Origin of the sequence: Yersinia alsatica (assembly GCF_902170305.1) — a bacterium.
GTDB lineage: Bacteria > Pseudomonadota > Gammaproteobacteria > Enterobacterales > Enterobacteriaceae > Yersinia > Yersinia alsatica.
Genome location: NZ_CABHWW010000015.1, coordinates 119,245 through 142,312, shown reverse-complemented (window position 1 = coordinate 142,312; position 23,068 = coordinate 119,245). Strand labels below are relative to the sequence as shown.

Genomic DNA, 23,068 nt, shown 5'->3' with positions numbered 1-23,068 from the left:
GTAGTTCAGTTGGTTAGAATACCTGCCTGTCACGCAGGGGGTCGCGGGTTCGAGCCCCGTCCGTTCCGCCACTTATTTAAATTATGCCTGCTAATTTTAGCAGGCATAATGTTAAGCGTAATTTAGGGGCGTAGCTCAGTTGGTAGAGCACCGGTCTCCAAAACCGGGTGTCGCGAGTTCGAGTCTCTCCGCCCCTGCCATATTGAAAACCCTTCGTGAAAACGAGGGGTTTTTTTATGCCCAAAATAATCATTTGCCCTATTTCCTATACTCTCAGCAACCCTCTAGATAAGCCTTTCCCTTCCATTTTCTTCTCTATATAGCCCCTTGTTTTATTATTCTACATAGAAAATCCTGCCCATTTTATCCCTTCAAACAATATCTCTCGCTCAATTAATAACCGTTAATTACCTATATTTCTTTTAAATCTGCTATGAAAATTTAGCAGGTAACGTTCCCAATACATACCTATTTAGCTGAATTTATGTACAAAACGATTGTTATTCTGTGGTGTGACACTGCTCATTATTACTTTTACAAAATGTACTAAAACTAATTAACATTTTAGCTATCAGGAAGCTCACCTTAAAAAACATCATATGCTTTGAGATCAACATTATCTGCAAATTGGCCGAAGTTCAGGGCAGTAAATGGCCTGGATGATCTTAACTGTTCTTCGCAATAGTAGCGGGTCAACGGCTCAACGATGGCAAGTGAGGAGAGAAATATGTACAGGCGTTTACTGTTAGCAGCAGCTGTAACAGCAGCAATGTGTAGTGCAGTCCAGGCGGCTCCGTTAGTCGTGGGCTTTTCTCAGATTGGTTCAGAATCCGGTTGGCGGTCTGCGGAAACCAAGGTTTCTAAGCAAGAGGCTGAAAAACGCGGAATAACATTAAAAATCGCAGATGCCCAACAAAAACAAGAAAACCAAATCAAAGCGGTGAGATCCTTTATTGCTCAGGGTGTTGATGCCATCTTTATCGCTCCTGTCGTTGCTACTGGCTGGACGCCAGTTTTACAGGAAGCGAAAGAAGCTAAAATTCCTGTATTTCTGCTGGACCGTATGATTGAAGTGAATGATCCCTCTTTATATACAGCCGCGGTAGCTTCGGACAGCGTATATGAAGGTAAAGTCGCCGGCGAATGGCTGCTGAAAGATGTTGCTGGCAAGCCTTGTAACGTTGTCGAACTGCAAGGTACGGTTGGCTCCAGTGTGGCGATTAACCGTAAAAAAGGTTTCGCAGACGGGATAGCCTCAGCACCTAACGTGAAGATAATCCGCTCCCAATCAGGGGATTTCACACGTAGTAAAGGCAAAGAGGTTATGGAGAGCTTCATCAAAGCTGAGCAAAATGGCAAAAATATCTGTGCGGTTTATGCACATAACGATGATATGGCGATTGGTGCCATTCAAGCCATTAAAGAAGCTGGCTTGAAACCAGGCTCAGAAATCAAAATTGTTTCTATTGACGGTGTTCCTGATATTTTTAAAGCAATGAGCAGTGGTGAGGCAAATGCTACTGTTGAATTGACACCAAATATGGCTGGTCCTGCTTTTGATGCATTAATTGCGCTGAAGAAAGACGGCACCCAACCTCCTAAATTTATTCAGACAGAATCTCGCCTGTTGCAGCCGGATACGGCTAAACAGGAATATGAATCCAAGAAGAGCCTTGGCTATTGATTCAAATGGCGGGGCTTGCCCCGCCTGCTTTCGTCACCTGTATTTGGGCAATATTTGAGTCGTTTTTGAACGTGGGTACATCTGATGGAAACACTGCTAGAAGTCCGTGGCTTGTCAGTTGAATTTCCTGGTGTTAAGGCATTGGACTCTGTAGATTTTTCTCTGCATCGTGGCGAAGTTGTGGCTTTGCTGGGGGAAAATGGAGCAGGAAAATCGACGTTAATCAAAGCACTAACCGGAGTCTATAAGCGCGCCGCTGGTGAGGTTTATTTAGATGGCGTGGCCATTTGTCCCATTGACACTGCTGATGCCCAAAAGATGGGTATTGGCACTGTTTATCAAGAGGTCAATCTACTACCAAATATTTCTATTGCGGCGAATCTCTTTATTGGTCGCGAGCCATTACGTTGGGGATTTATTGATCATCGAACCATGAACCAACAGGCGGAAAAATTACTGAAAGGTTATGGTTTGATGCTAGATGTTCAGCGTCCTTTAGCCGATTTTTCTATTGCAATACAACAGATTGTTGCGATCGCTCGGGCAGTGGACCTTTCTGCCAAAGTACTGATTTTGGATGAGCCAACAGCGAGCTTGGATGCAAAAGAAGTCAGCATGTTGTTGGATATTCTACGCCAGTTACGTGATCAGGGCATTGGCATGGTTTTCGTGACTCATTTTCTCGATCAGGTCTATCGAATCAGTGACCGGATAACAGTATTGCGTAACGGTAAACTTGTCGGCACTAAAACCACGACGGAACTCCCGCGTATTGAATTGGTTCAGATGATGCTGGGCCACAGTTTCGATGAGAAATTATTAAAGCGTGGTGAACATAATATTGCTGTAAATCAGCCATTAGTCGAATTTAAAAATTATGGTCGCCGCGGTGTGGTTGAGAATTTTGATTTATCGGTTTCTCCCGGTGAAATTGTTGGGCTTGCCGGGTTATTGGGATCTGGTCGAACCGAAACGGCACAATTAATTTTTGGTGTGACCACTCCAGATAATGGCGAAGCCAAAATACAAGGTAAGCCAGTTAAAATCAGAACACCCCGGAAGGCCTCTAAATCTGGCTTTGGTTACTGCCCAGAAGATCGGAAAACCGATGGTATCGTGGGGGCTGCCACTGTCCGAGAAAATATTATTCTGGCTCTACAGGCCCAACGCGGGTGGTTGAGGCCAATTTCTATGCGTGAACAGACCCAAATTGCAGAAGATTTTATCCAGCAATTGGGTATTCGTACTCCTGGCCCTGAACAGCAAATTCAGTATCTCTCCGGTGGAAACCAGCAAAAAGTATTATTAGCCCGCTGGTTGGCCACAAAACCTCGATTTTTGATTTTAGATGAGCCGACTCGCGGCATTGATGTGGGCGCTCATGCTGAAATTATTCGGCTGATTGAGAAACTGTGTGATGAAGGGTTGGCGCTATTAATCATCTCTTCCGAATTGGAGGAATTGGCAGGTTATGCCGATCGCGTCATTGTCCTGCGTGATCGCCGGCACATTGCACAACTTGGTCATGATGAGATTTCTGTTCCTGCCATCATGCAGGCGATCGCGGTGCAATAAGGAGTGACCTTATGGGAAACAGGAGCCTGTCAATGACACAACAGCCGCGCAAAGTTAAATGGGTTTTACCGAAAGGTGCCACTCAGTTTGGTGCTCTGGCAGTTATTTTATTGATTGATAGTCTGGTCGCCCCGCATTTTTTCTCAATTCATATTCAGGACGGGCGGCTGTTTGGCAGTGTGATTGATATCTTAAATCGTGGTGCTCCAGTCGCTTTATTGGCGCTGGGAATGACATTGGTTATCGCAACCGGGGGGATTGATTTATCTGTCGGTGCCGTGATGGCGATTGCTGGTGCTACGGCGGCGACTCTGACCAGTGCAGGATATCCTTTGGTAACGGTTTTGGCTGCGGCACTTGTGGTTGGAGCATTGTGCGGGCTATGGAATGGCTTTTTAGTGGCGGTATTACAAATCCAGCCGATTGTCGCCACCTTGATGTTAATGGTGGCAGGGCGAGGCATCGCCCAACTGATTACCGAAGGGCAAATCGTTACATTTGATAGCGGTGGTTTGGCAAAATTAGGTAGCACTACTTTGATGTATATGCCGATGTCAGTGGTTATTGCATTGGGTATGCTGATTATTGTGTGGTTATTGACTCGTAAAACAGCACTGGGGCTATTTATTGAGTCGGTCGGTATCAACTTACGCTCAGCACGTAATGCGGGGGTGAGTACTCGTCTGGTACTGATTGCTGTGTATGTGATTTGCGGTATTTGCGCGGCAGTTGCCGGCATTATTGTGACCGCAGATATTCGAGGTGCAGATGCGAATAATGCCGGTTTATGGTTGGAGTTGGATGCCATTTTAGCGGTGGTTATTGGCGGGGCTTCATTAATGGGAGGGCGTTTTAACCTTTTGCTCTCAGTTATTGGTGCTTTGATTATTCAGGGAATGAATACAGGGATTTTACTCTCGGGTTATCAACCGGAATTCAATCTGGTTCTTAAAGCCATTGTTGTACTAGCCGTCCTGGTGGTGCAGTCACCGATGATTTCATTGAGCCATATCTTCCGGAGGCGAAAATAATGCTAAAGCGTAATATTCCTTTGCTGATAACTATCGCCGTTTTTATCTTGGGATATGCATTTTGTCTTAGCCAGTTCCCCAGCTTTTCGTCTACCCGAGTATGGTGCGATTTACTGACTGATAATGCTTTTCTGGGCATTGTTGCTGTGGGTATGACTTTTGTTATCTTATCGGGGGGCATCGATTTATCCGTCGGCTCGGTCATTGCTTTCACCGGTGTATTGCTGGCGAAGTTAATTGGAACTTATGGCATTCACCCGATGTATGCTTTTGCCATAGTTTTGGTGATGGGGGCGATGTTTGGCGCATTCATGGGCTGGATTATTGATTCCCTCAAACTCCCCGCGTTTATTATTACCCTCGCTGGGATGTTTTTTGTTCGTGGTATGAGCTTTATTGTCTCTGAAGAGTCCATACCTATTGATCACCCGCTTTATGCCACGCTGGCGAATTATGCCTGGAAAGTCCCCGGCGGTGGACGCTTTACTCTGCTCGCCCTCATCATGCTTTTGGTTGTCGTGTTTGGTATTTTGCTGGCCCATCGTACCCGCTTTGGTCATAACGTCTATGCCATAGGGGGCAACAGTGTTTCAGCCGCCCTGATGGGCGTCCCGGTTCGCCAAACTACGATAAAAATCTACATGCTGTCGAGTACATTGGCTGCGCTGTCTGGAATTGTCTTTTCCCTCTACACCTCGGCAGGTTATGCATTGGCGGCCAGTGGTGTTGAACTGGATGCTATTGCCGCTGTGGTTATCGGTGGCACATTACTGACCGGTGGCATCGGTACCGTCTTTGGCACCCTGTTTGGTGTTTTGATTCAGGGCTTGATACAGAGCTACATTACTTTTGATGGCACACTCAGTTCATGGTGGACCAAGATTGTAATCGGAATTTTGTTATTCAGCTTTATTGCTATCCAGAAGGCGATGAGTGCTTTTTACTTAAATCGTCGAGCTCGCCCTCAGCCGCCTCCACTTAATCCTGTATAGCGCTTTGTGCTGCGTTATTCATGGGGGTTTTTAATAACTGTCGGATTAATACTTGCTGGTCACTGTTTTGCAACCAAACGGCATACAGTGGCCGCACGATAGGCGGTATATCAGCGTTAATCACCAGCTGTGGATACTCTTTTTGCCAATGTTCGGGCAGAAAAGCACAGCCGCCGGTTGTTTCTAATAGTTTCCGGGTTAAATGGGCCGAGGTCGTGGTCAGTACTGGCATCTGCTCGCTATTGAGTAATCTATTCTCTTGCTGATGGAAATCAGCCCCCCATTCAAGTTTGATATACGGTGCCTCAATTGCATTTTTATGCTCGGCATCGCCATCCATTTCTTCTGCCAGATCAAGGGGGGACGATGAGAACAGCCGTAGCGAAAAATGCCCTAACAGTAAACTGGCCAATTCGTCCATTTTAGGGGCTTCGGTCGTTATCAATAAATCCAGTTGCCGTTCGTGCAACTGCTTCACCAGCGATTGTCGCAGTGCAATACGAGCCTCAAGGCGCAATGCTTCACGTTGTTTATATAACTGTTGCAACCAGGGAGTGAGATAGGCCTCCCAAAGTGATGCGGTTGCACCAATGGACAACTCGGTGTGTTGCAGCGAATGTACCACCTCTTTTTTGGCTAGCTGCCAGGTACTCATCAGGGTTTCGGCGTAGGGCAGCAGCCTTTCACCTGCTGGGGTTAGACGAATATTATTGCGATGACGAGTGAATAAATTTGCACCTAATTGATTTTCCAACTGACGGATACGAAAACTTACCGCGGACTGCGTTAAGTACAAAGATTCAGCTGCGCGACCAAAGTGGCGAGTTCTACTGACCTCCAAAAAGGTTTTCAGTAATTCGGTATCCACACCTATCTCCAATTTTTTTTGTCGTTAAGATTTAAATGTTTTGTTTTACACGATGTCAAGCCTATCTAATACTCCGCGCCATAAACAGCACGACCATGAGAGAATTAGGAGCGTGTCAGATGGCGGATAGCTTCATCACGACCAATCGTTTTTTTGATAATAAACATTATCCTCGCGGGTTCTCGCGTCACGGCGATTTCACCATTAAAGAGGCGCAATTACTAGAGCGCCACGGCCATGCTTTTAACGAACTCGATCTCGGGAAACGCGAACCAGCAACTGAAGAAGAGCATTCGTTTGTGGCTGTTTGCCGCGGTGAACGCGAGCCTGTCAGTGCCGAGGAAAAAGTTTGGTCCAAATATGTGACCCGGACTCGTCGCCCTAAACGTTTCCACACGCTGTCTGGCGGTAAGCCACAGGTGGATGCAGTGGAAGACTATACCGATAACGACGACTAGTATCGTACCTAAAGCCGCAGGGGCTAGCGACTCGCGTCCACCCGGATCACTTACTTTTGTAAGCTCATCGTGGTGCAATTGCTTGCTACCTACCTGTGACTCTAATGACTTTGGGTATAGTATTGCGGGGGCTTTAGCCCCCTTTTTGCTTTTTACATTAGGCTCTTATGCAACTGCAAAAGCAGCCGGTCCATACAACGATAGCTTAGTGCCTCGGAAAGATGTTTTTTTTGGATATTATCTTCCTGAGCTAAATCAGCAATCGTCCGGGCGACTTTCAAAATATGGTGCCAGGCGCGTACAGATAGCCCCAGAGTCAGCAAAACCTGTTCCAAGAATGCCGCATTCTCTGATGTTAAATAGCAATGCTCGTCCACTTCCTGGCTGTTAAGTTGTGTGTTTATTTTCCCTGCGCGATCCAACTGCTTCTGTCTTGCCTGTAATACCCGTTTTTTGACGGTTTCACTATTTTCCCCCTGATGTTTTTGCGCACCCAGCATGCCTGCGGGCAGTAATGGCACTTCTATCGATAAATCAAATCGGTCCAAAAATGGGCCAGACAGTTTTGCCAAATAGCGCAGGACTTGCTGCGGGGATGTTCGATTATGGATACCTTGATAGCGACCACTGGGACTGGGATTCATTGCCGCGATAAGTTGTACTTTAGCCGGAAAACACACTTTGGCTGCCGCTCGGGAAATAATAATTTCACCCGACTCTAGCGGTTCGCGCAGTGAATCCAGCACCCGACGTTCAAACTCCGGCAGCTCATCCAGAAAAAGTACGCCATTGTGTGCCAGTGATATCTCTCCAGGGCGGGGAATAGAGCCACCGCCAATCAGGGCAGCCATCGATGCGCTATGATGTGGGGCACGAAAAGCCCGACAGCGCCACTGAGTCGGCAGCTCATTACTGTGTAATAAACCATTAATGGCAGCGGCCTCCAGTGCTTCTTGATCTGTGAGTGGAGGCAGCAATCCGGTTAACCGATTGGCCAGCATAGTTTTGCCGGTACCCGGTGGCCCGAGTAACAGCAGGTTATGCCCGCCGGCTGCCGTTATCTCTAGCGCGCGTTTAGCCTGTGATTGGCCAATGATATCTTGCAGATCAAGATGGCTAGCACAATCTGTGGCATATTCAATGGATTGACCTTTTTCGAGGGCATTTTCGCCTTGCAAGAAACCACATACCGCTAACAAATGTTCAGCGACCCAACTGTTACCTTGTGGGATAAGCCCAATTTCAAGGCTGTTTGCTGTTGGCAGAATTAATTGCCGATGGGCCTGACTGCTGGCGATCGCCGCCGGAATCGCGCCGTTAACCCGCCTTAGCGCCCCCGATAGTGCTAACTCACCCAAGAACTCATAGTGCGTTAATTTATCCGCAGGAATCTGTTCTGAAGCCGCCAATATTGCTAAAGCGATAGGCAGGTCATAACGCCCACCTTCTTTGGGCAAATCTGCCGGAGCCAAACTGACCGTGATCCGCTTGGCGGGAAAGGCGAAACCACTGTTGATTAATGCACTGCGGACTCTATCCCGCGCCTCTTTTACGGTTGTTTCTGGCAAGCCAACCAAGATTAACCCCGGTAATCCATTGCTGATATGGACTTCAACGGTGACTGAGGGAGCCTGAATACCTAAAGTGGCGCGAGTATGAATAGTTGCCAGTGACATGATGCTTTCCTTTGCCGTAATGCGTCCCTGCTGTTTGGGCGCGACTGTAGAATGCCGCAGGTTTTTTTTCGGTACACAGAAAAAGGATTGATTTGCGAAACCTCACGAGAAGTTTCGCTGCAATGGTGATGTGCAAATCAAAAATTGCGGTACAGGGCGCAAAAAAAGACCAAACATTCGATGAGGCTTTTACTGATTGATAAATAATATGTTTATGGTATTTCGCGGCCATGCTCACAAAATAATAATTTAAATAAATATTGTCAGCTAACCGATAACTGTGATAACTCTGTAGGTATTCGTTCGACACTAGATAGATGAACAACCTAATTATGAAAGCGATTGTCCAAGTGATTAACCTAGTCCTAATTAGCGTGGTGGTGATTATTATCCCACCGTGCGGGGCTGCACTTGGACGAATAAAGGCATAAAAATCAAGCCTTAATCTCAAGAGAACCCCCGCACCGAAAGGTCCGGGGGTTTTTTTATTGGTACGTTAAAAGACGCGAGGAACATAAAATGCACAACAGAATAAAATCCTGTGCCTCCCGCAAAAGGTCGGGGAAATAGCTATGAATGGTGCTCAGTGGGTGGTTCAAGCGTTGCGTGCACAGGGTGTTGATACGGTATTCGGCTATCCGGGCGGGGCGATTATGCCTGTCTACGATGCTTTGTATGATGGTGGCGTCGAGCATTTGCTCTGCCGCCATGAGCAGGGCGCTGCGATTGCCGCTATCGGTTACGCGCGTGCCACCGGCAAAGTCGGGGTGTGTATTGCCACTTCCGGCCCCGGAGCCACTAATCTGATCACCGGTTTGGCTGATGCTTTGCTAGATTCTGTACCGGTTATTGCTATCACCGGTCAGGTTGGTTCCGCATTAATCGGTACCGATGCTTTTCAGGAGATTGATGTTTTGGGCCTGTCGCTGGCCTGTACCAAACACAGTTTCTTGGTTGAATCACTGGATGCATTACCGGGCATTATGGCTGAAGCCTTTGCTATTGCTACCAGTGGCCGCCCTGGGCCGGTTTTAATCGATATCCCGAAAGACATTCAGCTAGCTGTGGGTGAGTTGACCCCACATTTGATGCCAGTTGAAGAGTATCTGGTTGATTCTGCAGCGGAGTTACAACAAGCCTGGGATATGTTGGCGACAGCTAAAAAACCCATGCTGTATGTTGGCGGTGGTGTCGGCATGGCGCAGGCGGTTCCCGCTTTACGTCAGTTTATCGAAGTAACCGGGGTGCCTGCGGTCGCAACGTTGAAAGGTTTGGGCGCACCCGATAGCGAGCATCCTTGTTATTTGGGTATGTTAGGCATGCACGGCACCAAAGCCGCGAACTTTGCGGTGCAGGATTGTGATTTATTAATCGCTGTAGGTGCCCGTTTTGATGACCGCGTAACCGGGAAACTGAATACATTCGCCGCGAAAGCAAAAGTTATCCATATGGATATCGACCCGGCAGAGTTGGGTAAATTGCGTCAGGCACACGTTGCGTTACAAGGCGATTTGAAAGTATTGTTGCCCGCGTTACAGCAACCGCTGAATATTCAGCCATGGCGTGATGAGGTTATAGCGTTAAAACAACAGCATAGCTGGCGTTATGACCATCCCGGCCAAGCAATTTATGCCCCATTACTGCTTAAGCAAATCTCTGAGCGTAAAGCGCCACAAACCGTGGTGACCACTGATGTGGGCCAGCACCAGATGTGGACTGCGCAGCATATGAACTTTACCCGCCCTGAGAATTTCATCACCTCCAGCGGTTTGGGCACGATGGGCTTTGGGGTTCCCGCCGCCGTTGGTGCGCAAATGGCTCGCCCTGATGATATGGTTATCTGTGTCTCCGGCGATGGTTCGTTTATGATGAATGTTCAGGAGTTGGGCACGATAAAACGAAAACAGTTGCCGCTGAAAATCGTTTTATTGGATAACCAGCGATTGGGTATGGTTCGACAGTGGCAGCAACTGTTTTTTGATGGACGTTATAGCGAAACCAATCTTTCTGATAACCCCGATTTCATCACACTGGCCAGTGCTTTCAATATCCCCGGCCAACGTATCACCCGCAAAGACCAAGTCGACGCCGCTCTGGATGCACTGTTTAACAGTGAAGGCCCCTATTTGCTCCAGGTTTCCATCGACGAACTCGAAAACGTTTGGCCGTTAGTGCCGCCAGGCGCAGGTAATGAAACCATGCTGGAGAAAATCTCATGATGCAACATCAACTCTCTATCCAAGCCCGCTTCCGCCCTGAGATGTTAGAGCGCGTATTGCGGGTTGTGCGGCACCGCGGCTTTCAGGTTTGTGCTATGAATATGTCGCCAATGATTAATGCTGAGAATATTAATATTGAATTGACCGTTGCCAGCGGGCGACCTGTCGATTTACTGTCTTCTCAGCTGAGTAAGCTTATGGATGTCGCCTGCGTCGAGATCCTACAACCTAATACATTACAGATACGCGCCTGATGCGCCACAAGGAAAGAAAAGAATGACGAAGAAAGCTGATTACATTTGGTTTAACGGCGAAATGACTCCGTGGGCAGAGGCTAAAGTTCACGTGATGTCTCACGCGTTACACTATGGCACGTCAGTCTTCGAAGGTGTTCGTTGCTACGAATCCCATAAAGGGCCGGTCGTTTTCCGCCACCGCGAACACATGCAGCGCCTGCATGACTCCGCCAAAATTTACCGTATGCCGGTTTCTCAGACGGTTGATGAGCTGATGGAAGCTTGCCGCGAGACACTGCGTAAAAATAATCTGACCAGCGCTTATATCCGCCCATTGGTGTTTATTGGTGATGTCGGCATGGGTGTTAATCCGCCAGATGGTTATAAGACGGATGTCATCATTGCGGCCTTCCCATGGGGTGCCTACTTGGGTGCAGAAGCGCTGGAGCAAGGTATTGATGCCATGGTTTCTTCATGGAACCGTGTTGCGCCGAACACTATTCCAACCGCCGCTAAAGCTGGGGGCAACTATTTGTCTTCCTTGCTGGTGGGCAGCGAAGCACGTCGCCACGGTTATCAGGAAGGGATTGCCCTGGATATTCACGGCTTCCTGTCTGAAGGTGCCGGTGAAAACCTGTTTGAAGTGAAAGATGGCATTCTGTTCACACCGCCATTTACCTCTTCTGCTCTGCCGGGCATCACGCGCGACGCCATCATCAAACTGGCTAAAGATATGGGTCTGGAAGTCCGTGAGCAAGTCTTGTCACGTGAATCCCTCTATCTGGCGGATGAAGTGTTTATGTCCGGTACTGCGGCAGAAATTACCCCGGTTCGTAGCGTGGATGGCATTCAGGTCGGCATTGGTAAACGCGGCCCGATTACCAGCAAGATTCAACAAGCCTTCTTTGGCCTGTTCACCGGTGAAACCGAAGATAAATACGGTTGGTTGGATCCAATCAATCCACAATAAAAATAGATAGACAGAATCAGCAGGTGGTTCGTTCGCCACCTGCAATACAGCATAACCTGGAGTGAAGAGACAATGCCTAAGTACCGTTCCCATACCACCACCCATGGCCGCAATATGGCCGGCGCCCGCGCACTGTGGCGCGCTACCGGTATGACCGATGATGACTTCGGCAAACCGATTATTGCGGTAGTTAACTCATTTACCCAGTTTGTACCGGGCCACGTTCATTTGCGCGACTTAGGAAAACTGGTAGCGGAGCAAATTGAAGCGTCTGGCGGTGTGGCTAAAGAGTTCAACACTATTGCGGTGGATGATGGGATCGCGATGGGCCACGGCGGCATGCTCTATTCGTTGCCTTCACGTGAATTGATTGCCGACTCTGTTGAGTACATGGTTAACGCCCACTGCGCGGATGCCATGGTCTGCATTTCAAATTGCGACAAAATTACCCCAGGGATGCTGATGGCGTCTCTGCGCCTGAATATCCCGGTGATCTTTGTGTCCGGCGGCCCAATGGAAGCCGGTAAAACCAAGCTGTCCGACAAAATCATCAAGCTGGATCTGGTAGACGCCATGATTCAGGGGGCTAACCCGAATGTCAGCGACGCCGACAGCGAGCAGATTGAGCGCTCGGCCTGCCCAACTTGCGGCTCTTGTTCCGGGATGTTTACCGCCAACTCGATGAACTGCCTGAATGAAGCACTGGGTCTGGCTCTGCCGGGTAACGGCTCACTGCTGGCAACACATGCGGATCGTAAGCAACTGTTCCTGGATGCGGGCAAACATATTGTCGAGCTGACCAAACGTTATTACGAACAGGATGATATCAGCGCCTTGCCGCGTAGCATTGCCAACAAAGCCGCATTTGAAAATGCCATGACGCTGGATATCGCCATGGGCGGTTCCACCAATACCGTATTGCACTTGCTGGCTGCGGCACAGGAAGGGGATATTGATTTCGATATCAGTGATATCGACCGGTTATCTCGTCAGGTGCCTCATTTGTGCAAAGTGGCTCCAAGCACTCAGAAATACCATATGGAAGACGTACACCGCGCCGGTGGCGTTATCGGTATTTTAGGTGAGTTGGATCGTGCTGGGTTGCTTAACCGCGAGGTCCGTAACGTGCTGGGGCTGGATCTGCCACAAACCTTGGCGGCCTATGACGTTATGCTGACCGGCGATGAAAAGGTCAAAAGCATGTACTCCGCAGGTCCGGCGGGTATCCGTACCACCAAAGCCTTCTCTCAGGATTGCCGTTTCCCGTCACTGGATACCGACCGCGAAGAGGGTTGTATCCGCACGCGTGAACATGCTTACAGTCAGGACGGTGGTTTGGCGGTGTTGTACGGCAATATCGCCGCTAATGGCTGCATTGTAAAAACCGCCGGTGTGGATAAAGACAGTTTGACCTTCCGTGGTCCGGCTAAAGTTTATGAAAGTCAGGATGATGCGGTAGCCGCTATTCTGGGCGGAAAAGTCGTCGCGGGCGATGTGGTGGTGATTCGCTACGAAGGGCCGAAAGGCGGGCCGGGGATGCAAGAAATGCTGTATCCGACTACTTACCTGAAATCCATGGGGCTGGGTAAGAGCTGTGCATTGCTGACGGATGGTCGGTTCTCTGGCGGAACCTCTGGTTTGTCGATTGGTCACGTTTCTCCGGAAGCGGCCAGTGGTGGCCTGATTGGTTTGGTACAGGATGGCGATTTCATTGATATCGATATCCCGAACCGTGGCATTAAATTGGATGTGAGTGAGTCTGAGCTGGCTGCTCGTCGTGAAACTGAAGAGGCCCGTGGTGATGCCGCATGGTCACCGAAAGCCCGCGAACGTCAGGTTTCTTATGCACTGCGCGCTTATGCCCTGCTGGCAACCAGCGCCGACAAAGGTGCGGTGCGCGACAAAAGTAAGCTGGGAGGCTAATACCCATGGCGGTATCTCAACCCTTATCTGCTGCCCCCTGCGGGGCCGAATATCTGCGGGCGATACTTCGCGCGCCGGTGTATGAGGTGGCGCAAGTCACCCCGCTGCAAGTGATGGAAAAAATCTCTTCCCGCTTGGGTAATACCATTTTGGTGAAGCGAGAAGACCGGCAGCCGGTGCACAGTTTTAAACTGCGCGGTGCTTATGCCATGTTAGCCGGGCTGACGGAAGAACAGAAAGCTTGCGGCGTGATAACTGCTTCGGCGGGTAACCATGCGCAGGGTGTGGCGCTTTCGGCCAGTAAACTCGGCATTAAGGCTCTAATTGTGATGCCGGTGGCAACCGCTGATATCAAGGTTGATGCTGTGCGTAGTTTTGGTGGCGAGGTGCTGTTGTTTGGTGCCAATTTTGATGAAGCCAAAGCCCGAGCTATCGCACTGTCCCAGCAGCAGGGGTATACCTTTGTGCCTCCGTTTGACCATCCGGCAGTGATTGCCGGGCAGGGAACGCTGGCGATGGAGTTGCTCCAGCAAGACGCACATATTGACCGGGTATTTGTTCCGGTCGGTGGTGGCGGGCTGGTGGCCGGTGTGGCGGTGCTTATCAAGCAACTGATGCCGCAGATTAAAGTGATTGGGGTTGAGGCCGAAGATTCTGCCTGTTTACATGCTGCATTGCAGGCGGGTAAGCCGGTGGATCTGGCGCGAGTTGGGTTGTTTGCCGAAGGTGTGGCCGTTAAGCGCATTGGTGATGAGCCTTTCCGCTTGTGTCAGGAGTATCTGGACGATGTTATTACTGTCGACAGTGATGCTATCTGTGCGGCGGTAAAAGACTTATTTGAAGATGTGCGTGCCATTGCTGAGCCTTCAGGGGCGCTGGCACTGGCGGGACTGAAAAAGTATGTTCAGCAGCACGATATTAAAGGTGAGCGTCTGGCTCATGTGCTGTCTGGTGCTAATGTTAACTTCCACGGTTTGCGCTATGTGTCAGAGCGCTGTGAGCTGGGTGAACAGCGCGAAGCCTTGCTGGCGGTGACCATCCCTGAACAAAAGGGCAGTTTCCTGCGTTTTTGCGAGTTGCTGGGCGGTCGTTCAGTGACCGAATTTAACTACCGTTATGCCGATGCAGATAACGCCTGTATTTTCGTCGGGGTGCGTTTGACCCGCGGTTATGCAGAGCGGGCGGAGATTTTGTCCGAGTTGCAAGAGAAAGGTTACCAGGTCGTCGATTTGTCCGATGACGAAATGGCGAAGCTACATGTGCGCTATATGGTGGGGGGGCGCCCTTCCAAACCGCTGCGTGAGCGCTTATTCAGCTTTGAATTCCCGGAATCCCCCGGCGCATTGCTGAAATTCCTACATACCTTGGGCACGCATTGGAATATCTCGCTGTTCCACTATCGCAGCCACGGCACTGATTTTGGCCGGGTGCTGGCCGGGTTTGAGTTATCGGCAACTGAGCCGCAATTTGAACAACATCTGACAGCACTGGGCTACGATTGCCATGATGAAACAGATAACCCAGCGTTTAAATTCTTTTTAGCCGGTTAGTTGGTGTAGCTAGATATAAATTTAACCTCCCGCTTTATTTAAACTCAGTCTCCATAAGAGTCTGGGTTTTTTTATATTGCTTACTTTCGTATTAATAGTGTTTTAAAAATCTCCTATTTTCTCAAATATTCTTCAAGTATGAGAAATATAAATTAAATTGATTATTATTATCAGTGCAACTGAAATTAACATTCTATTAAATCACAATTGCATTGCGCTTAATAGGGTTGATAACATTTAATGAAATAATGGAGTTTATAAGTATGAGTATTTTAGAACCGTCGATAGCTACCCCGGAGCAGCACGATGCAACTGAGCTGAATAATTTGAACAATGCCAATGGTGAATTATCAGTACCAAAAAACACATTAGATGAATTAACATCTTTAAAGGTTGATATTCCAATCGATGAATTTAAAGAAGAAGATCAGAAGGTATTTGAGGATGAAAATGGTCATATAACTAGAATTATCAGGAATATATATTCCCAGTGTGTTTTATATAGTCAGGTTGATATTGCTTTTTCAAATGACTCCGCTGGCAAGTTTTATATGATATCTGTTACTGCTGAGATATATAGCAATGGAAAGATAAGAGATTCCTGTAGCGTATTCTATGCTAATACTAACGATCAAGGTATAACAGAGATTATTGAAACATCCTATATTTATCGTGAGGATTATACAATAATCAATGCTCACCATTATGATAAATATAAACATCTCACAAAGACCGTAGTTGATAAGGAATTTCATAGCGGTTCAAGTGATACTGATGTTATATCTTATAATAAAGATGGTCAGATCACCGAGGTGATTAAAGAGAGCAATGATGGTGATAGTACGAGGCAGGTCGACGTTATACGCTTCAGTTATAATAAAAATAAATATATCACCGAAGAGGTTAAAGAATGTCGTATTAATGATTTTCTTCAAAAGAGAGTTGAAACTAAATATGCAGTTTTAGATGGCAATACTGGTGAGACTTATAAATCATCCATTATAACTACATCGTATGGTGAAAATAGTACAGTAAAGATCGACAAGGAGTATTTTGATCGACAGGGTAACATAACAGTTACTATGAGTCAGACCAGCTATAGTAACGGCTGGAAGTTCGTCAAAATTGGCTTTTGTTCTTATAATGAAAATAATCATATCACAAAGATATTTGAATATTGCTATCTTAATGATGTATTGAATAGCACAGTTGAAACTAAATATATTGTTTTAGACAGCAATACTGGTAAGACTTATAAATCATCGGTTATTACTCAGCACTATGTATCAGGAGACACTGATAATGTCTACAGTATTAAAAGTGAATGTTTTGATAGGCAAAGTAATATAACGAAAACTATTGAGAAAAAATATCTTAATAAAATATTGAATGAAATAATTGAAACTGAATATATAGTATCAGATAGCAGTTTTGGTGGGAGTTATAAGTCGTCAATTACTACTGTGCGCTATGGCTCCGAAGGTGAGAGCAATATTGTTAGTATCAATAAGGAATATTTTGATAAGCAGAGTAATAAAATAGAATCTGTCGATGAGAGCTATTATCATCGTGGCTCTAAATATATAAAAAATACGTATTATAATAAAAATAAACAGATTACCAAGACAATTGAAAAATACCATAATAATAGTATTTTTAACCGTAAAGTTACCACTAAATATAGTGTTGCAGACAACATTACTGGTGAGGTTTATAAATCTTCAATTATTTCTATAGACTATAATCGAAAAGGTGTTAACACGATCAAAAGTGAATATTTTGATCGACATAAAAACAAAACAGAAGAGAGTGAGAAAATTATACCAATAATATATTAGACGATGAAGTTATAAAACAATATACAGTTTTAGATAGTAATTCGGGTGAGGCTTATAAGTCGGCCAATTTTTATATAAAATATAGTGTTGTAGGGAGGTATAGAGTTAAAGCTGAATACTTCAATGAGCAGGGTAATATAATAAATAATTCTGATGCACTATATGTTAATGATATTCTGAGTTTTATAAGTGAGGATTACTTTAATGATTCAGAGATCCTTGAGCGTAATGTTACCATTAATACTAATTATGATCCTGACGGTAATGTTATTGGCTATAAGCAATGTGAAAGTAAATATAATGAACGTGGGAAATTAATAGATAGCCAGAATACGGAATATGATATTTATGGTCAGGAAATTATCAATATTAAAGATAAAGCCCCCATTGGGCCAGGTATGAATTCATTAATCGAAGCAATAGGCAGTTTCTCTGCCCAAGAGTCTGTATTTTCGAGCATTGATTATCACGGGCAGGGTAATATGCTCAATACTTTTGTGGCAACGACTAACCAATTCGACGCTCTGCAATAAATAGTGCTCGATACGGTATGGGTTAATGCTATTGATGCCAGCTAATAAGGGAACGCATTATAATAGCCCCCAAAATGCTTCAATCAGCGGTTCATTGAGCCGCTTTTTCGGCACACAAACACCTAATTCAAAAGGCTCTACCAGCGAGATATCATCCAATAGCGAAATTCGGTTACGTACTGGTTCTGGGCTGTTATCGACCACCACCGATGGAATCAACGCCACGCCACATCCCAACGCCACCATCGACACGATTGCCTCATGACCAGAAACCGTAGCATATATCAATGGATTAGTGATGCGTTGGCGGCGGAACCACAAATCGATACGTTTTCGTGATGGGCCGTGTTCCGGCAAAATAAAGGGAATATTGGCCCAATCTGGCTGCTCAACTGATACTAACTCTCGCACCGCACAAGGGAGTGCCGGGGCAATGAGCACCAATGGGATCTCGCCAATTTGGGTAAAAGCCACGCTGGTGGGTAAAACTTCAGGGCGACCGGCAATCCCCAAGTCAGCTTCATTGGATTGCACTTTATCAACAGCATCGGCTGCATCGCCGGTGGTAAGTTTAATTTCAACCAGTGGATGGCGAGCTCGGAAGCGATCGAGAATCGGCGGTAAATGGCTGTATGCCGCGGTGACCGAGCAAAATAACCGTAATTCACCACTCAGTGACGGGCCGTGTTGGCCTAGGGCATGAAGCAATTGCTGATATTGCAGCAAGGTTTGTTGTGCAAAAGCTTTTAACTGGGTGCCGGCATCGGTCAGTTGTACCGTGCGGTTATCACGCAAAAACAGCGGTTGACCAATGGTCTCTTCTAGCCGCTGGATCTGGCGCGACAAGGTGGATGGACTGACGTGCATCGCTTTGGCTGAGCGGCCAAAATGGCGGCTTTCAGCCAAATGCAGGAATAATTTTAAGTCGCGTAAATCCATGGCCGCCAGCCCTCACGGGGAATGTAATAAGAACGTTGCAATAATTGCAATGTGACATTGTCAATATATCAATTTCCGCAATGGATTTCCTGTCATATAGTGAATTCACGCTAATCCCCAGCACAGACAGGGGATGTGAAAAACATTCAGTACACAAACACAACATTCGTTTGCAGTAACCAGAAAAATAGCTGCACCCACAAAACAGAACCCGAACGGAGTAATACCATGGCTAACTATTTCAACACATTGAACCTGCGTCAGCAGTTGGCGCAATTAGGTAAGTGTCGCTTTATGGCACGAGATGAATTTGCCGATGAAGCAGGCTACCTGAAAGGGAAAAAAGTGGTGATTGTCGGCTGTGGCGCGCAAGGTCTGAACCAAGGCTTGAACATGCGTGACTCCGGTTTGGATGTGGCTTATGCCCTGCGTAAAGAAGCGATTGCAGAGAAGCGCGCTTCATGGCGTAAAGCGACCGAGAACGGCTTTAAAGTAGGTACCTACGAAGAGTTGATTCCACAAGCAGATTTAGTGGTTAACCTGACACCAGACAAACAGCATTCTGCGGTAGTTCAGGCGATTCAGCCCTTGATGAAAGATGGCGCAGCACTGGGTTATTCTCATGGTTTCAACATCGTTGAAGTGGGCGAGCAAGTGCGTAAAGACATCACGGTGGTGATGGTTGCGCCAAAATGCCCAGGTACCGAAGTTCGTGAAGAATACAAACGTGGTTTTGGTGTGCCGACATTGATCGCGGTTCACCCGGAAAACGACCCTAAAGGCGAAGGTATGGCGATTGCCAAAGCATGGGCAGCGGCGACAGGCGGCCATCGTGCCGGTGTGCTGGAATCTTCTTTCGTTGCTGAAGTGAAGTCTGACTTGATGGGCGAGCAAACTATCCTGTGTGGTATGTTGCAGGCCGGTTCACTGCTGTGCTTCGACAAGTTGGTTTCTGAGGGTACCGATGCTGCTTATGCTGAAAAACTGATTCAATTCGGTTGGGAAACCATCACTGAAGCTCTGAAACAGGGCGGGATTACGCTGATGATGGACCGTCTGTCCAACCCAGCTAAACTGCGTGCTTATGCACTGTCCGAACAACTGAAAGAGATTATGGCGCCGCTGTTCCAGAAACATATGGACGATATTATTTCCGGTGCGTTCTCCAGCGGGATGATGGCCGACTGGGCTGAAGACGACGTTAAATTGCTGAACTGGCGTGAAGAGACCGGCAGAACCGCGTTTGAGAATGCGCCACAGTATGAAGGCAAAATCTCTGAGCAAGAATACTTCGATCACGGCGTGTTGATGATTGCGATGGTGAAAGCTGGGGTTGAGCTGGCATTCGAAACTATGGTGGCTTCTGGCATCATCGAAGAGTCTGCTTATTACGAATCGCTGCATGAACTGCCATTGATTGCCAACACTATTGCTCGTAAGCGTCTGTATGAAATGAACGTGGTTATCTCTGATACTGCGGAATACGGTAACTACCTGTTTGCTAACGCGGCAGTTCCATTGCTGAAAGGCAAATTCATGGATTCTCTGCAAGCTGGGGATCTGGGTAAAAGTATTGCCGGTACCGCGGTAGACAATGCTCAACTGCGCGATGTCAACGAAGCTATTCGCAATCACCCAATCGAAGCTGTAGGGCATAAGCTGCGTGGGTATATGACTGATATGAAACGTATCGCGGTTGCGGGTTAATCAAGCTATCTTACTGGTTATTTCAGGTTTGTGCAGTGCTCGCGATCCTCACGTATTAGTATACGCTCCGGTCGCTGTGCGCTGTCCGTACCAGAACTGCCTGCGACGATAACGCTTGATGCTGTCTTACTGGTTATTTCAGGTTTGTGCAGTATCCAGTAATTAGTCATTCTAAAAGCCTCTCTGCATGAACTGTGCCCCAAATGTTGGATAACAATCTGATATTTGGAAATATAGTTCAAACGGGAGGCTTTTTATTTGTCGCTTTAAGTACACGACTAACTTAGTTACGGTACAACACTTTAATGATGTGATAACCGAATTGGGTCTTTACTGGGCCATAAGGTTGCAGCAATTCACAGCTAAATACCGCTTTATCGAATGCCGGAACCATATCCCCTTTATTGAACTCGCCCAAGTCGCCGCCGTTACGTTTTGACGGGCAGTTAGAGAACTTTTTCGCTAACTCTTGGAAATTAGCACCGTTATTCAACTGCGCCAGAATATCATTCGCCTGCTTTTCATCATCAACCAGAATGTGCAGCGCGGAAGCTTTGTTTGCCATAGTAACAATCACCACTAATATATTGAGTCTTGAAGGAAGGTTATCTTCAATCGAGTTCGAAGCGCGCCAGTGTAGCTTATTTTGAGGGTGATGGGGCCCTTGTGGGCGGTGTTTTACAAATCTACGAGTGGAGTTTTACCAATCAAAAACCGCAGGTGGTTTTTTTTCATTGGCCGCTTTCTGCTACAATCCTGTTCCTCCTTGTTAACCCACAGAGCTTCCGAGTGCCATGCGATTAAATCCCAGCCAGCAACAAGCCGTCGAATTTGTCACTGGACCCTGTCTGGTGTTGGCCGGTGCGGGATCGGGCAAAACCCGGGTCATTACTAACAAGATTGCCCATCTGATTCGCCAGTGCGGCTATCAACCCAAACATATTGCTGCGGTAACCTTTACCAACAAAGCGGCGCGCGAGATGAAAGAGCGCGTGGCTCAAACTCTGGGGCGGAAAGAAGCACGGGGGCTAATGATTGCCACCTTCCATACTTTGGGGCTGGAAATCATCAAAAAAGAGTATGCCGCGTTGGGGATGAAATCGAACTTCTCGCTGTTCGATGCCCAAGATCAGTTAGGTCTGTTGAAAGATCTAACCCATAAGTGGCTGGAAGACGACAAAACGTTATTGCAACAGTTGATCTCGGCGATCTCCAACTGGAAAAATGATCTGCTCTCCCCAGCAGCAGCAGCTGCATTGGCACGATCCGAGCGCGATAAGCTGTTTGTTCATTGCTATGGCTTATATGACGCCCATTTGAAAGCTTGCAATGTGCTGGACTTTGACGACCTTATCTCTTTGCCAACGTTGTTGCTGCAAAATAATCTGGCAGTGCGTGAGCGCTGGCAAAATCGTCTGCGTTATCTATTAGTAGATGAATATCAGGATACCAATACCAGCCAATATCAAATGGTTAAATTATTGGTCGGTAGTCGGGCGCGCTTTACTGTAGTGGGTGATGATGACCAATCCATCTATTCATGGCGTGGTGCACGACCACAGAATTTAGTCTTGCTGAATGAGGATTTTCCGCAGCTACAAGTGATCAAGCTGGAGCAGAATTACCGCTCTTCTGGTCGAATCCTGAAAGCAGCCAACATTTTGATTGCCAATAACCCCCATGTTTTTGAAAAACGACTGTTTTCTGAGCTGGGATATGGTGATGAGCTAAAAGTCATTACTGCCAATAATGAAGATCATGAAGCCGAAAGAGTGGTCGGTGAACTTATCGCTCATCACTTTGTTAAAAAGACGCAATATAGCGACTATGCCATCTTATATCGTGGTAACCATCAGTCGCGCTTATTTGAAAAACTGTTGATGCAGAACCGCATCCCTTACCGGATTTCAGGGGGCGATTCATTTTTCTCTCGTCCGGAGATCAAAGACTTATTGGCTTACCTACGGGTTTTGACCAATCAGGATGATGACAGCGCATTCTTACGTATCGTGAATACGCCGAAACGTGAAATAGGTTCAGCGACCATTCAGAAGCTGGGTGAATGGGCTAATGTGCGCAATAAAAGTTTGTTCCGTGCCAGCTTCGACTTGGGACTGGGCGAGCATTTGAAAGGGCGTGGTTTAGAGTCATTGCAACGTTTTACGCATTGGATGGACGGTATTATTCGGTTGGTAGAACGTGAACCGGTAGCGGCGGTACGGGATTTAATCCACGGTATCGATTATGAGAGCTGGTTGTTTGAAACCTCTCCTAGCCCGAAAGCCGCTGAAATGCGGATGAAAAACGTGAATCTATTATTCAGTTGGATGACCGAAATGTTGGAAGGGTCGGAACTGAATGAACCGATGACACTGACCCAAGTTGTTACGCGCTTTACCTTGCGCGATATGATGGAGCGTGGAGAGAGTGACGAAGAGTTGGACCAAGTGCAACTCATGACGCTGCATGCTTCAAAGGGGTTGGAATTCCCTTATGTGTTCTTAGTTGGCATGGAAGAAGGTTTGCTACCACACCAAAGCAGCATTGATGAAGATAATGTGGATGAAGAGCGGCGGTTGGCGTATGTGGGGATTACTCGTGCTCAGCGCGAGCTGTTCTTCACGTTATGCAAAGAGCGGCGTCAGTATGGCGAGTTGATCCGGCCGGAACCCAGTCGTTTCCTGATGGAGTTACCGCAGGATGACTTGAAATGGGACAATGAGCGCAAAGTTGTTAGCCCAGAAGAGCGGATGCAAAAAGGGCAGAGCCACCTGGCCAATATTCGTGCTCAGTTAGCGAAAGCCAAAAAATAGGCGCGGATGCCGCGAAATAATAACGGGCGGCGATACATTACTGCCCGTTTTTTATC

Annotated in this window: 19 protein-coding genes and 1 tRNA gene; 16 read left to right on the top strand and 4 right to left on the bottom strand. The window is 47.1% G+C overall.

The window, feature by feature from the left end; genetic code table 11:
* Positions 1 to 124 precede the first annotated feature (124 nt).
* The 5 genes from FTA96_RS11425 to yjfF all read left to right on the top strand — a co-directional run bounded on the left by FTA96_RS11425 (position 125) and on the right by yjfF (position 5,282).
* Positions 125 to 200 (top strand) — tRNA-Trp (locus FTA96_RS11425).
* Positions 201 to 727: 527 nt separating this feature from the next.
* Complete coding sequence (gene ytfQ, locus FTA96_RS11420; RefSeq protein WP_005162730.1) at positions 728 to 1,684, top strand: galactofuranose ABC transporter, galactofuranose-binding protein YtfQ; 957 nt, start codon at positions 728 to 730, stop codon at positions 1,682 to 1,684.
* 84 nt (positions 1,685 to 1,768) lie between these two features.
* On the top strand, positions 1,769 to 3,259 hold the full coding sequence (gene ytfR, locus FTA96_RS11415; RefSeq protein ID WP_145573849.1) for a galactofuranose ABC transporter, ATP-binding protein YtfR: 1,491 nt from the start codon (positions 1,769 to 1,771) through the stop codon (positions 3,257 to 3,259).
* 11 nt (positions 3,260 to 3,270) lie between these two features.
* Positions 3,271 to 4,290, top strand: a complete 1,020-nt coding sequence (gene ytfT / locus FTA96_RS11410; RefSeq protein WP_072077683.1) for a galactofuranose ABC transporter, ATP-binding protein YtfT — start codon at positions 3,271 to 3,273, stop codon at positions 4,288 to 4,290.
* Positions 4,290 to 5,282: a galactofuranose ABC transporter, permease protein YjfF gene (gene yjfF, locus FTA96_RS11405; RefSeq protein ID WP_050110842.1), complete on the top strand. Its 993-nt coding sequence runs from the start codon at positions 4,290 to 4,292 to the stop codon at positions 5,280 to 5,282. The genes ytfT and yjfF overlap by 1 nt, the downstream gene beginning before the upstream one ends.
* On the opposite strand, the gene hdfR is transcribed toward yjfF, so the two are convergent.
* A complete protein-coding gene (hdfR, locus tag FTA96_RS11400; protein ID WP_050147695.1) occupies positions 5,269 to 6,150 on the bottom strand; it encodes an HTH-type transcriptional regulator HdfR in 882 nt (293 codons plus the stop codon). The genes yjfF and hdfR overlap by 14 nt on opposite strands.
* Positions 6,151 to 6,269: 119 nt before the next feature.
* On the opposite strand from hdfR, the gene FTA96_RS11395 reads away from it, so the two are divergent.
* The gene (locus tag FTA96_RS11395) at positions 6,270 to 6,608 is read left to right on the top strand and encodes a DUF413 domain-containing protein (protein WP_050110846.1); all 339 of its coding nucleotides are present in this window, start codon (positions 6,270 to 6,272) and stop codon (positions 6,606 to 6,608) included.
* A 152-nt stretch (positions 6,609 to 6,760) separates the two neighbouring features.
* Here the strand turns inward: FTA96_RS11395 and FTA96_RS11390 are convergent, their stop codons facing one another.
* Positions 6,761 to 8,284, bottom strand: coding sequence for a YifB family Mg chelatase-like AAA ATPase (locus FTA96_RS11390; protein WP_145573847.1), 1,524 nt, complete (start codon positions 8,282 to 8,284; stop codon positions 6,761 to 6,763).
* Positions 8,285 to 8,616: 332 nt separating this feature from the next.
* On the opposite strand from FTA96_RS11390, the gene ilvL reads away from it, so the two are divergent.
* The 8 genes from ilvL to FTA96_RS23700 all read left to right on the top strand — a co-directional run bounded on the left by ilvL (position 8,617) and on the right by FTA96_RS23700 (position 17,553).
* A complete protein-coding gene (ilvL, locus tag FTA96_RS11380) occupies positions 8,617 to 8,715 on the top strand; it encodes an ilv operon leader peptide (RefSeq protein ID WP_071817873.1) in 99 nt (32 codons plus the stop codon).
* A gap of 141 nt (positions 8,716 to 8,856) precedes the next feature.
* On the top strand, positions 8,857 to 10,503 hold the full coding sequence (gene ilvG / locus FTA96_RS11375) for an acetolactate synthase 2 catalytic subunit (protein WP_050110850.1): 1,647 nt from the start codon (positions 8,857 to 8,859) through the stop codon (positions 10,501 to 10,503).
* Positions 10,500 to 10,757, top strand: a complete 258-nt coding sequence (gene ilvM, locus FTA96_RS11370) for an acetolactate synthase 2 small subunit (protein WP_025379943.1) — start codon at positions 10,500 to 10,502, stop codon at positions 10,755 to 10,757. The genes ilvG and ilvM overlap by 4 nt, the downstream gene beginning before the upstream one ends.
* Positions 10,758 to 10,779: 22 nt before the next feature.
* Positions 10,780 to 11,709, top strand: a complete 930-nt coding sequence (locus tag FTA96_RS11365) for a branched-chain amino acid transaminase (RefSeq protein ID WP_050123922.1) — start codon at positions 10,780 to 10,782, stop codon at positions 11,707 to 11,709.
* Positions 11,710 to 11,781: 72 nt separating this feature from the next.
* Positions 11,782 to 13,632, top strand: a complete 1,851-nt coding sequence (gene ilvD / locus FTA96_RS11360) for a dihydroxy-acid dehydratase (RefSeq protein WP_050110854.1) — start codon at positions 11,782 to 11,784, stop codon at positions 13,630 to 13,632.
* Between the two features lie 5 nt (positions 13,633 to 13,637).
* Positions 13,638 to 15,182 carry a threonine ammonia-lyase, biosynthetic gene (gene ilvA, locus FTA96_RS11355; RefSeq protein WP_050110857.1) on the top strand — a complete coding sequence of 515 codons (1,545 nt, stop codon included), beginning with the start codon at positions 13,638 to 13,640 and terminating at the stop codon, positions 15,180 to 15,182.
* A gap of 263 nt (positions 15,183 to 15,445) precedes the next feature.
* Positions 15,446 to 17,020 carry a hypothetical protein gene (locus tag FTA96_RS11350; protein ID WP_145573845.1) on the top strand — a complete coding sequence of 525 codons (1,575 nt, stop codon included), beginning with the start codon at positions 15,446 to 15,448 and terminating at the stop codon, positions 17,018 to 17,020.
* Positions 17,021 to 17,418: 398 nt separating this feature from the next.
* Positions 17,419 to 17,553 (top strand): hypothetical protein, encoded by a 135-nt coding sequence (locus FTA96_RS23700; RefSeq protein WP_261172627.1) that lies wholly within the window; start codon positions 17,419 to 17,421, stop codon positions 17,551 to 17,553.
* 57 nt (positions 17,554 to 17,610) lie between these two features.
* On the opposite strand, the gene ilvY is transcribed toward FTA96_RS23700, so the two are convergent.
* On the bottom strand, positions 17,611 to 18,492 hold the full coding sequence (gene ilvY / locus FTA96_RS11345; protein ID WP_050110860.1) for an HTH-type transcriptional activator IlvY: 882 nt from the start codon (positions 18,490 to 18,492) through the stop codon (positions 17,611 to 17,613).
* 228 nt (positions 18,493 to 18,720) lie between these two features.
* Between ilvY and ilvC the strand changes: the two genes are divergently transcribed.
* Positions 18,721 to 20,199, top strand: a complete 1,479-nt coding sequence (gene ilvC / locus FTA96_RS11340) for a ketol-acid reductoisomerase (protein WP_050110862.1) — start codon at positions 18,721 to 18,723, stop codon at positions 20,197 to 20,199.
* Between the two features lie 283 nt (positions 20,200 to 20,482).
* Here the strand turns inward: ilvC and ppiC are convergent, their stop codons facing one another.
* Complete coding sequence (ppiC, locus tag FTA96_RS11335; protein ID WP_004704164.1) at positions 20,483 to 20,764, bottom strand: peptidylprolyl isomerase PpiC; 282 nt, start codon at positions 20,762 to 20,764, stop codon at positions 20,483 to 20,485.
* Positions 20,765 to 20,993: 229 nt separating this feature from the next.
* On the opposite strand from ppiC, the gene rep reads away from it, so the two are divergent.
* Positions 20,994 to 23,012, top strand: coding sequence for a DNA helicase Rep (rep, locus tag FTA96_RS11330; protein WP_050152159.1), 2,019 nt, complete (start codon positions 20,994 to 20,996; stop codon positions 23,010 to 23,012).
* Positions 23,013 to 23,068: the final 56 nt, after the last annotated feature.

Bases quoted from the DNA above. Each gene is read 5' to 3' on its own strand.
- FTA96_RS11350 (WP_145573845.1), top strand. From the start codon at position 15,446: ATGAGTATTTTAGAACCGTCGATAGCTACCCCGGAGCAGCACGATGCA.
- ytfQ (WP_005162730.1), top strand. From the start codon at position 728: ATGTACAGGCGTTTACTGTTAGCAGCAGCTGTAACAGCAGCAATGTGT.
- rep (WP_050152159.1), top strand. From the start codon at position 20,994: ATGCGATTAAATCCCAGCCAGCAACAAGCCGTCGAATTTGTCACTGGA.
- ilvY (WP_050110860.1), bottom strand. From the start codon at position 18,492: ATGGATTTACGCGACTTAAAATTATTCCTGCATTTGGCTGAAAGCCGC.
- ppiC (WP_004704164.1), bottom strand. From the start codon at position 20,764: ATGGCAAACAAAGCTTCCGCGCTGCACATTCTGGTTGATGATGAAAAG.
- ytfT (WP_072077683.1), top strand. From the start codon at position 3,271: ATGGGAAACAGGAGCCTGTCAATGACACAACAGCCGCGCAAAGTTAAA.
- FTA96_RS11395 (WP_050110846.1), top strand. From the start codon at position 6,270: ATGGCGGATAGCTTCATCACGACCAATCGTTTTTTTGATAATAAACAT.
- FTA96_RS23700 (WP_261172627.1), top strand. From the start codon at position 17,419: ATGAATTCATTAATCGAAGCAATAGGCAGTTTCTCTGCCCAAGAGTCT.
- ilvA (WP_050110857.1), top strand. From the start codon at position 13,638: ATGGCGGTATCTCAACCCTTATCTGCTGCCCCCTGCGGGGCCGAATAT.
- ilvM (WP_025379943.1), top strand. From the start codon at position 10,500: ATGATGCAACATCAACTCTCTATCCAAGCCCGCTTCCGCCCTGAGATG.
- yjfF (WP_050110842.1), top strand. From the start codon at position 4,290: ATGCTAAAGCGTAATATTCCTTTGCTGATAACTATCGCCGTTTTTATC.
- ytfR (WP_145573849.1), top strand. From the start codon at position 1,769: ATGGAAACACTGCTAGAAGTCCGTGGCTTGTCAGTTGAATTTCCTGGT.
- ilvD (WP_050110854.1), top strand. From the start codon at position 11,782: ATGCCTAAGTACCGTTCCCATACCACCACCCATGGCCGCAATATGGCC.
- FTA96_RS11390 (WP_145573847.1), bottom strand. From the start codon at position 8,284: ATGTCACTGGCAACTATTCATACTCGCGCCACTTTAGGTATTCAGGCT.
- ilvL (WP_071817873.1), top strand. From the start codon at position 8,617: ATGAAAGCGATTGTCCAAGTGATTAACCTAGTCCTAATTAGCGTGGTG.
- ilvG (WP_050110850.1), top strand. From the start codon at position 8,857: ATGAATGGTGCTCAGTGGGTGGTTCAAGCGTTGCGTGCACAGGGTGTT.
- FTA96_RS11365 (WP_050123922.1), top strand. From the start codon at position 10,780: ATGACGAAGAAAGCTGATTACATTTGGTTTAACGGCGAAATGACTCCG.
- ilvC (WP_050110862.1), top strand. From the start codon at position 18,721: ATGGCTAACTATTTCAACACATTGAACCTGCGTCAGCAGTTGGCGCAA.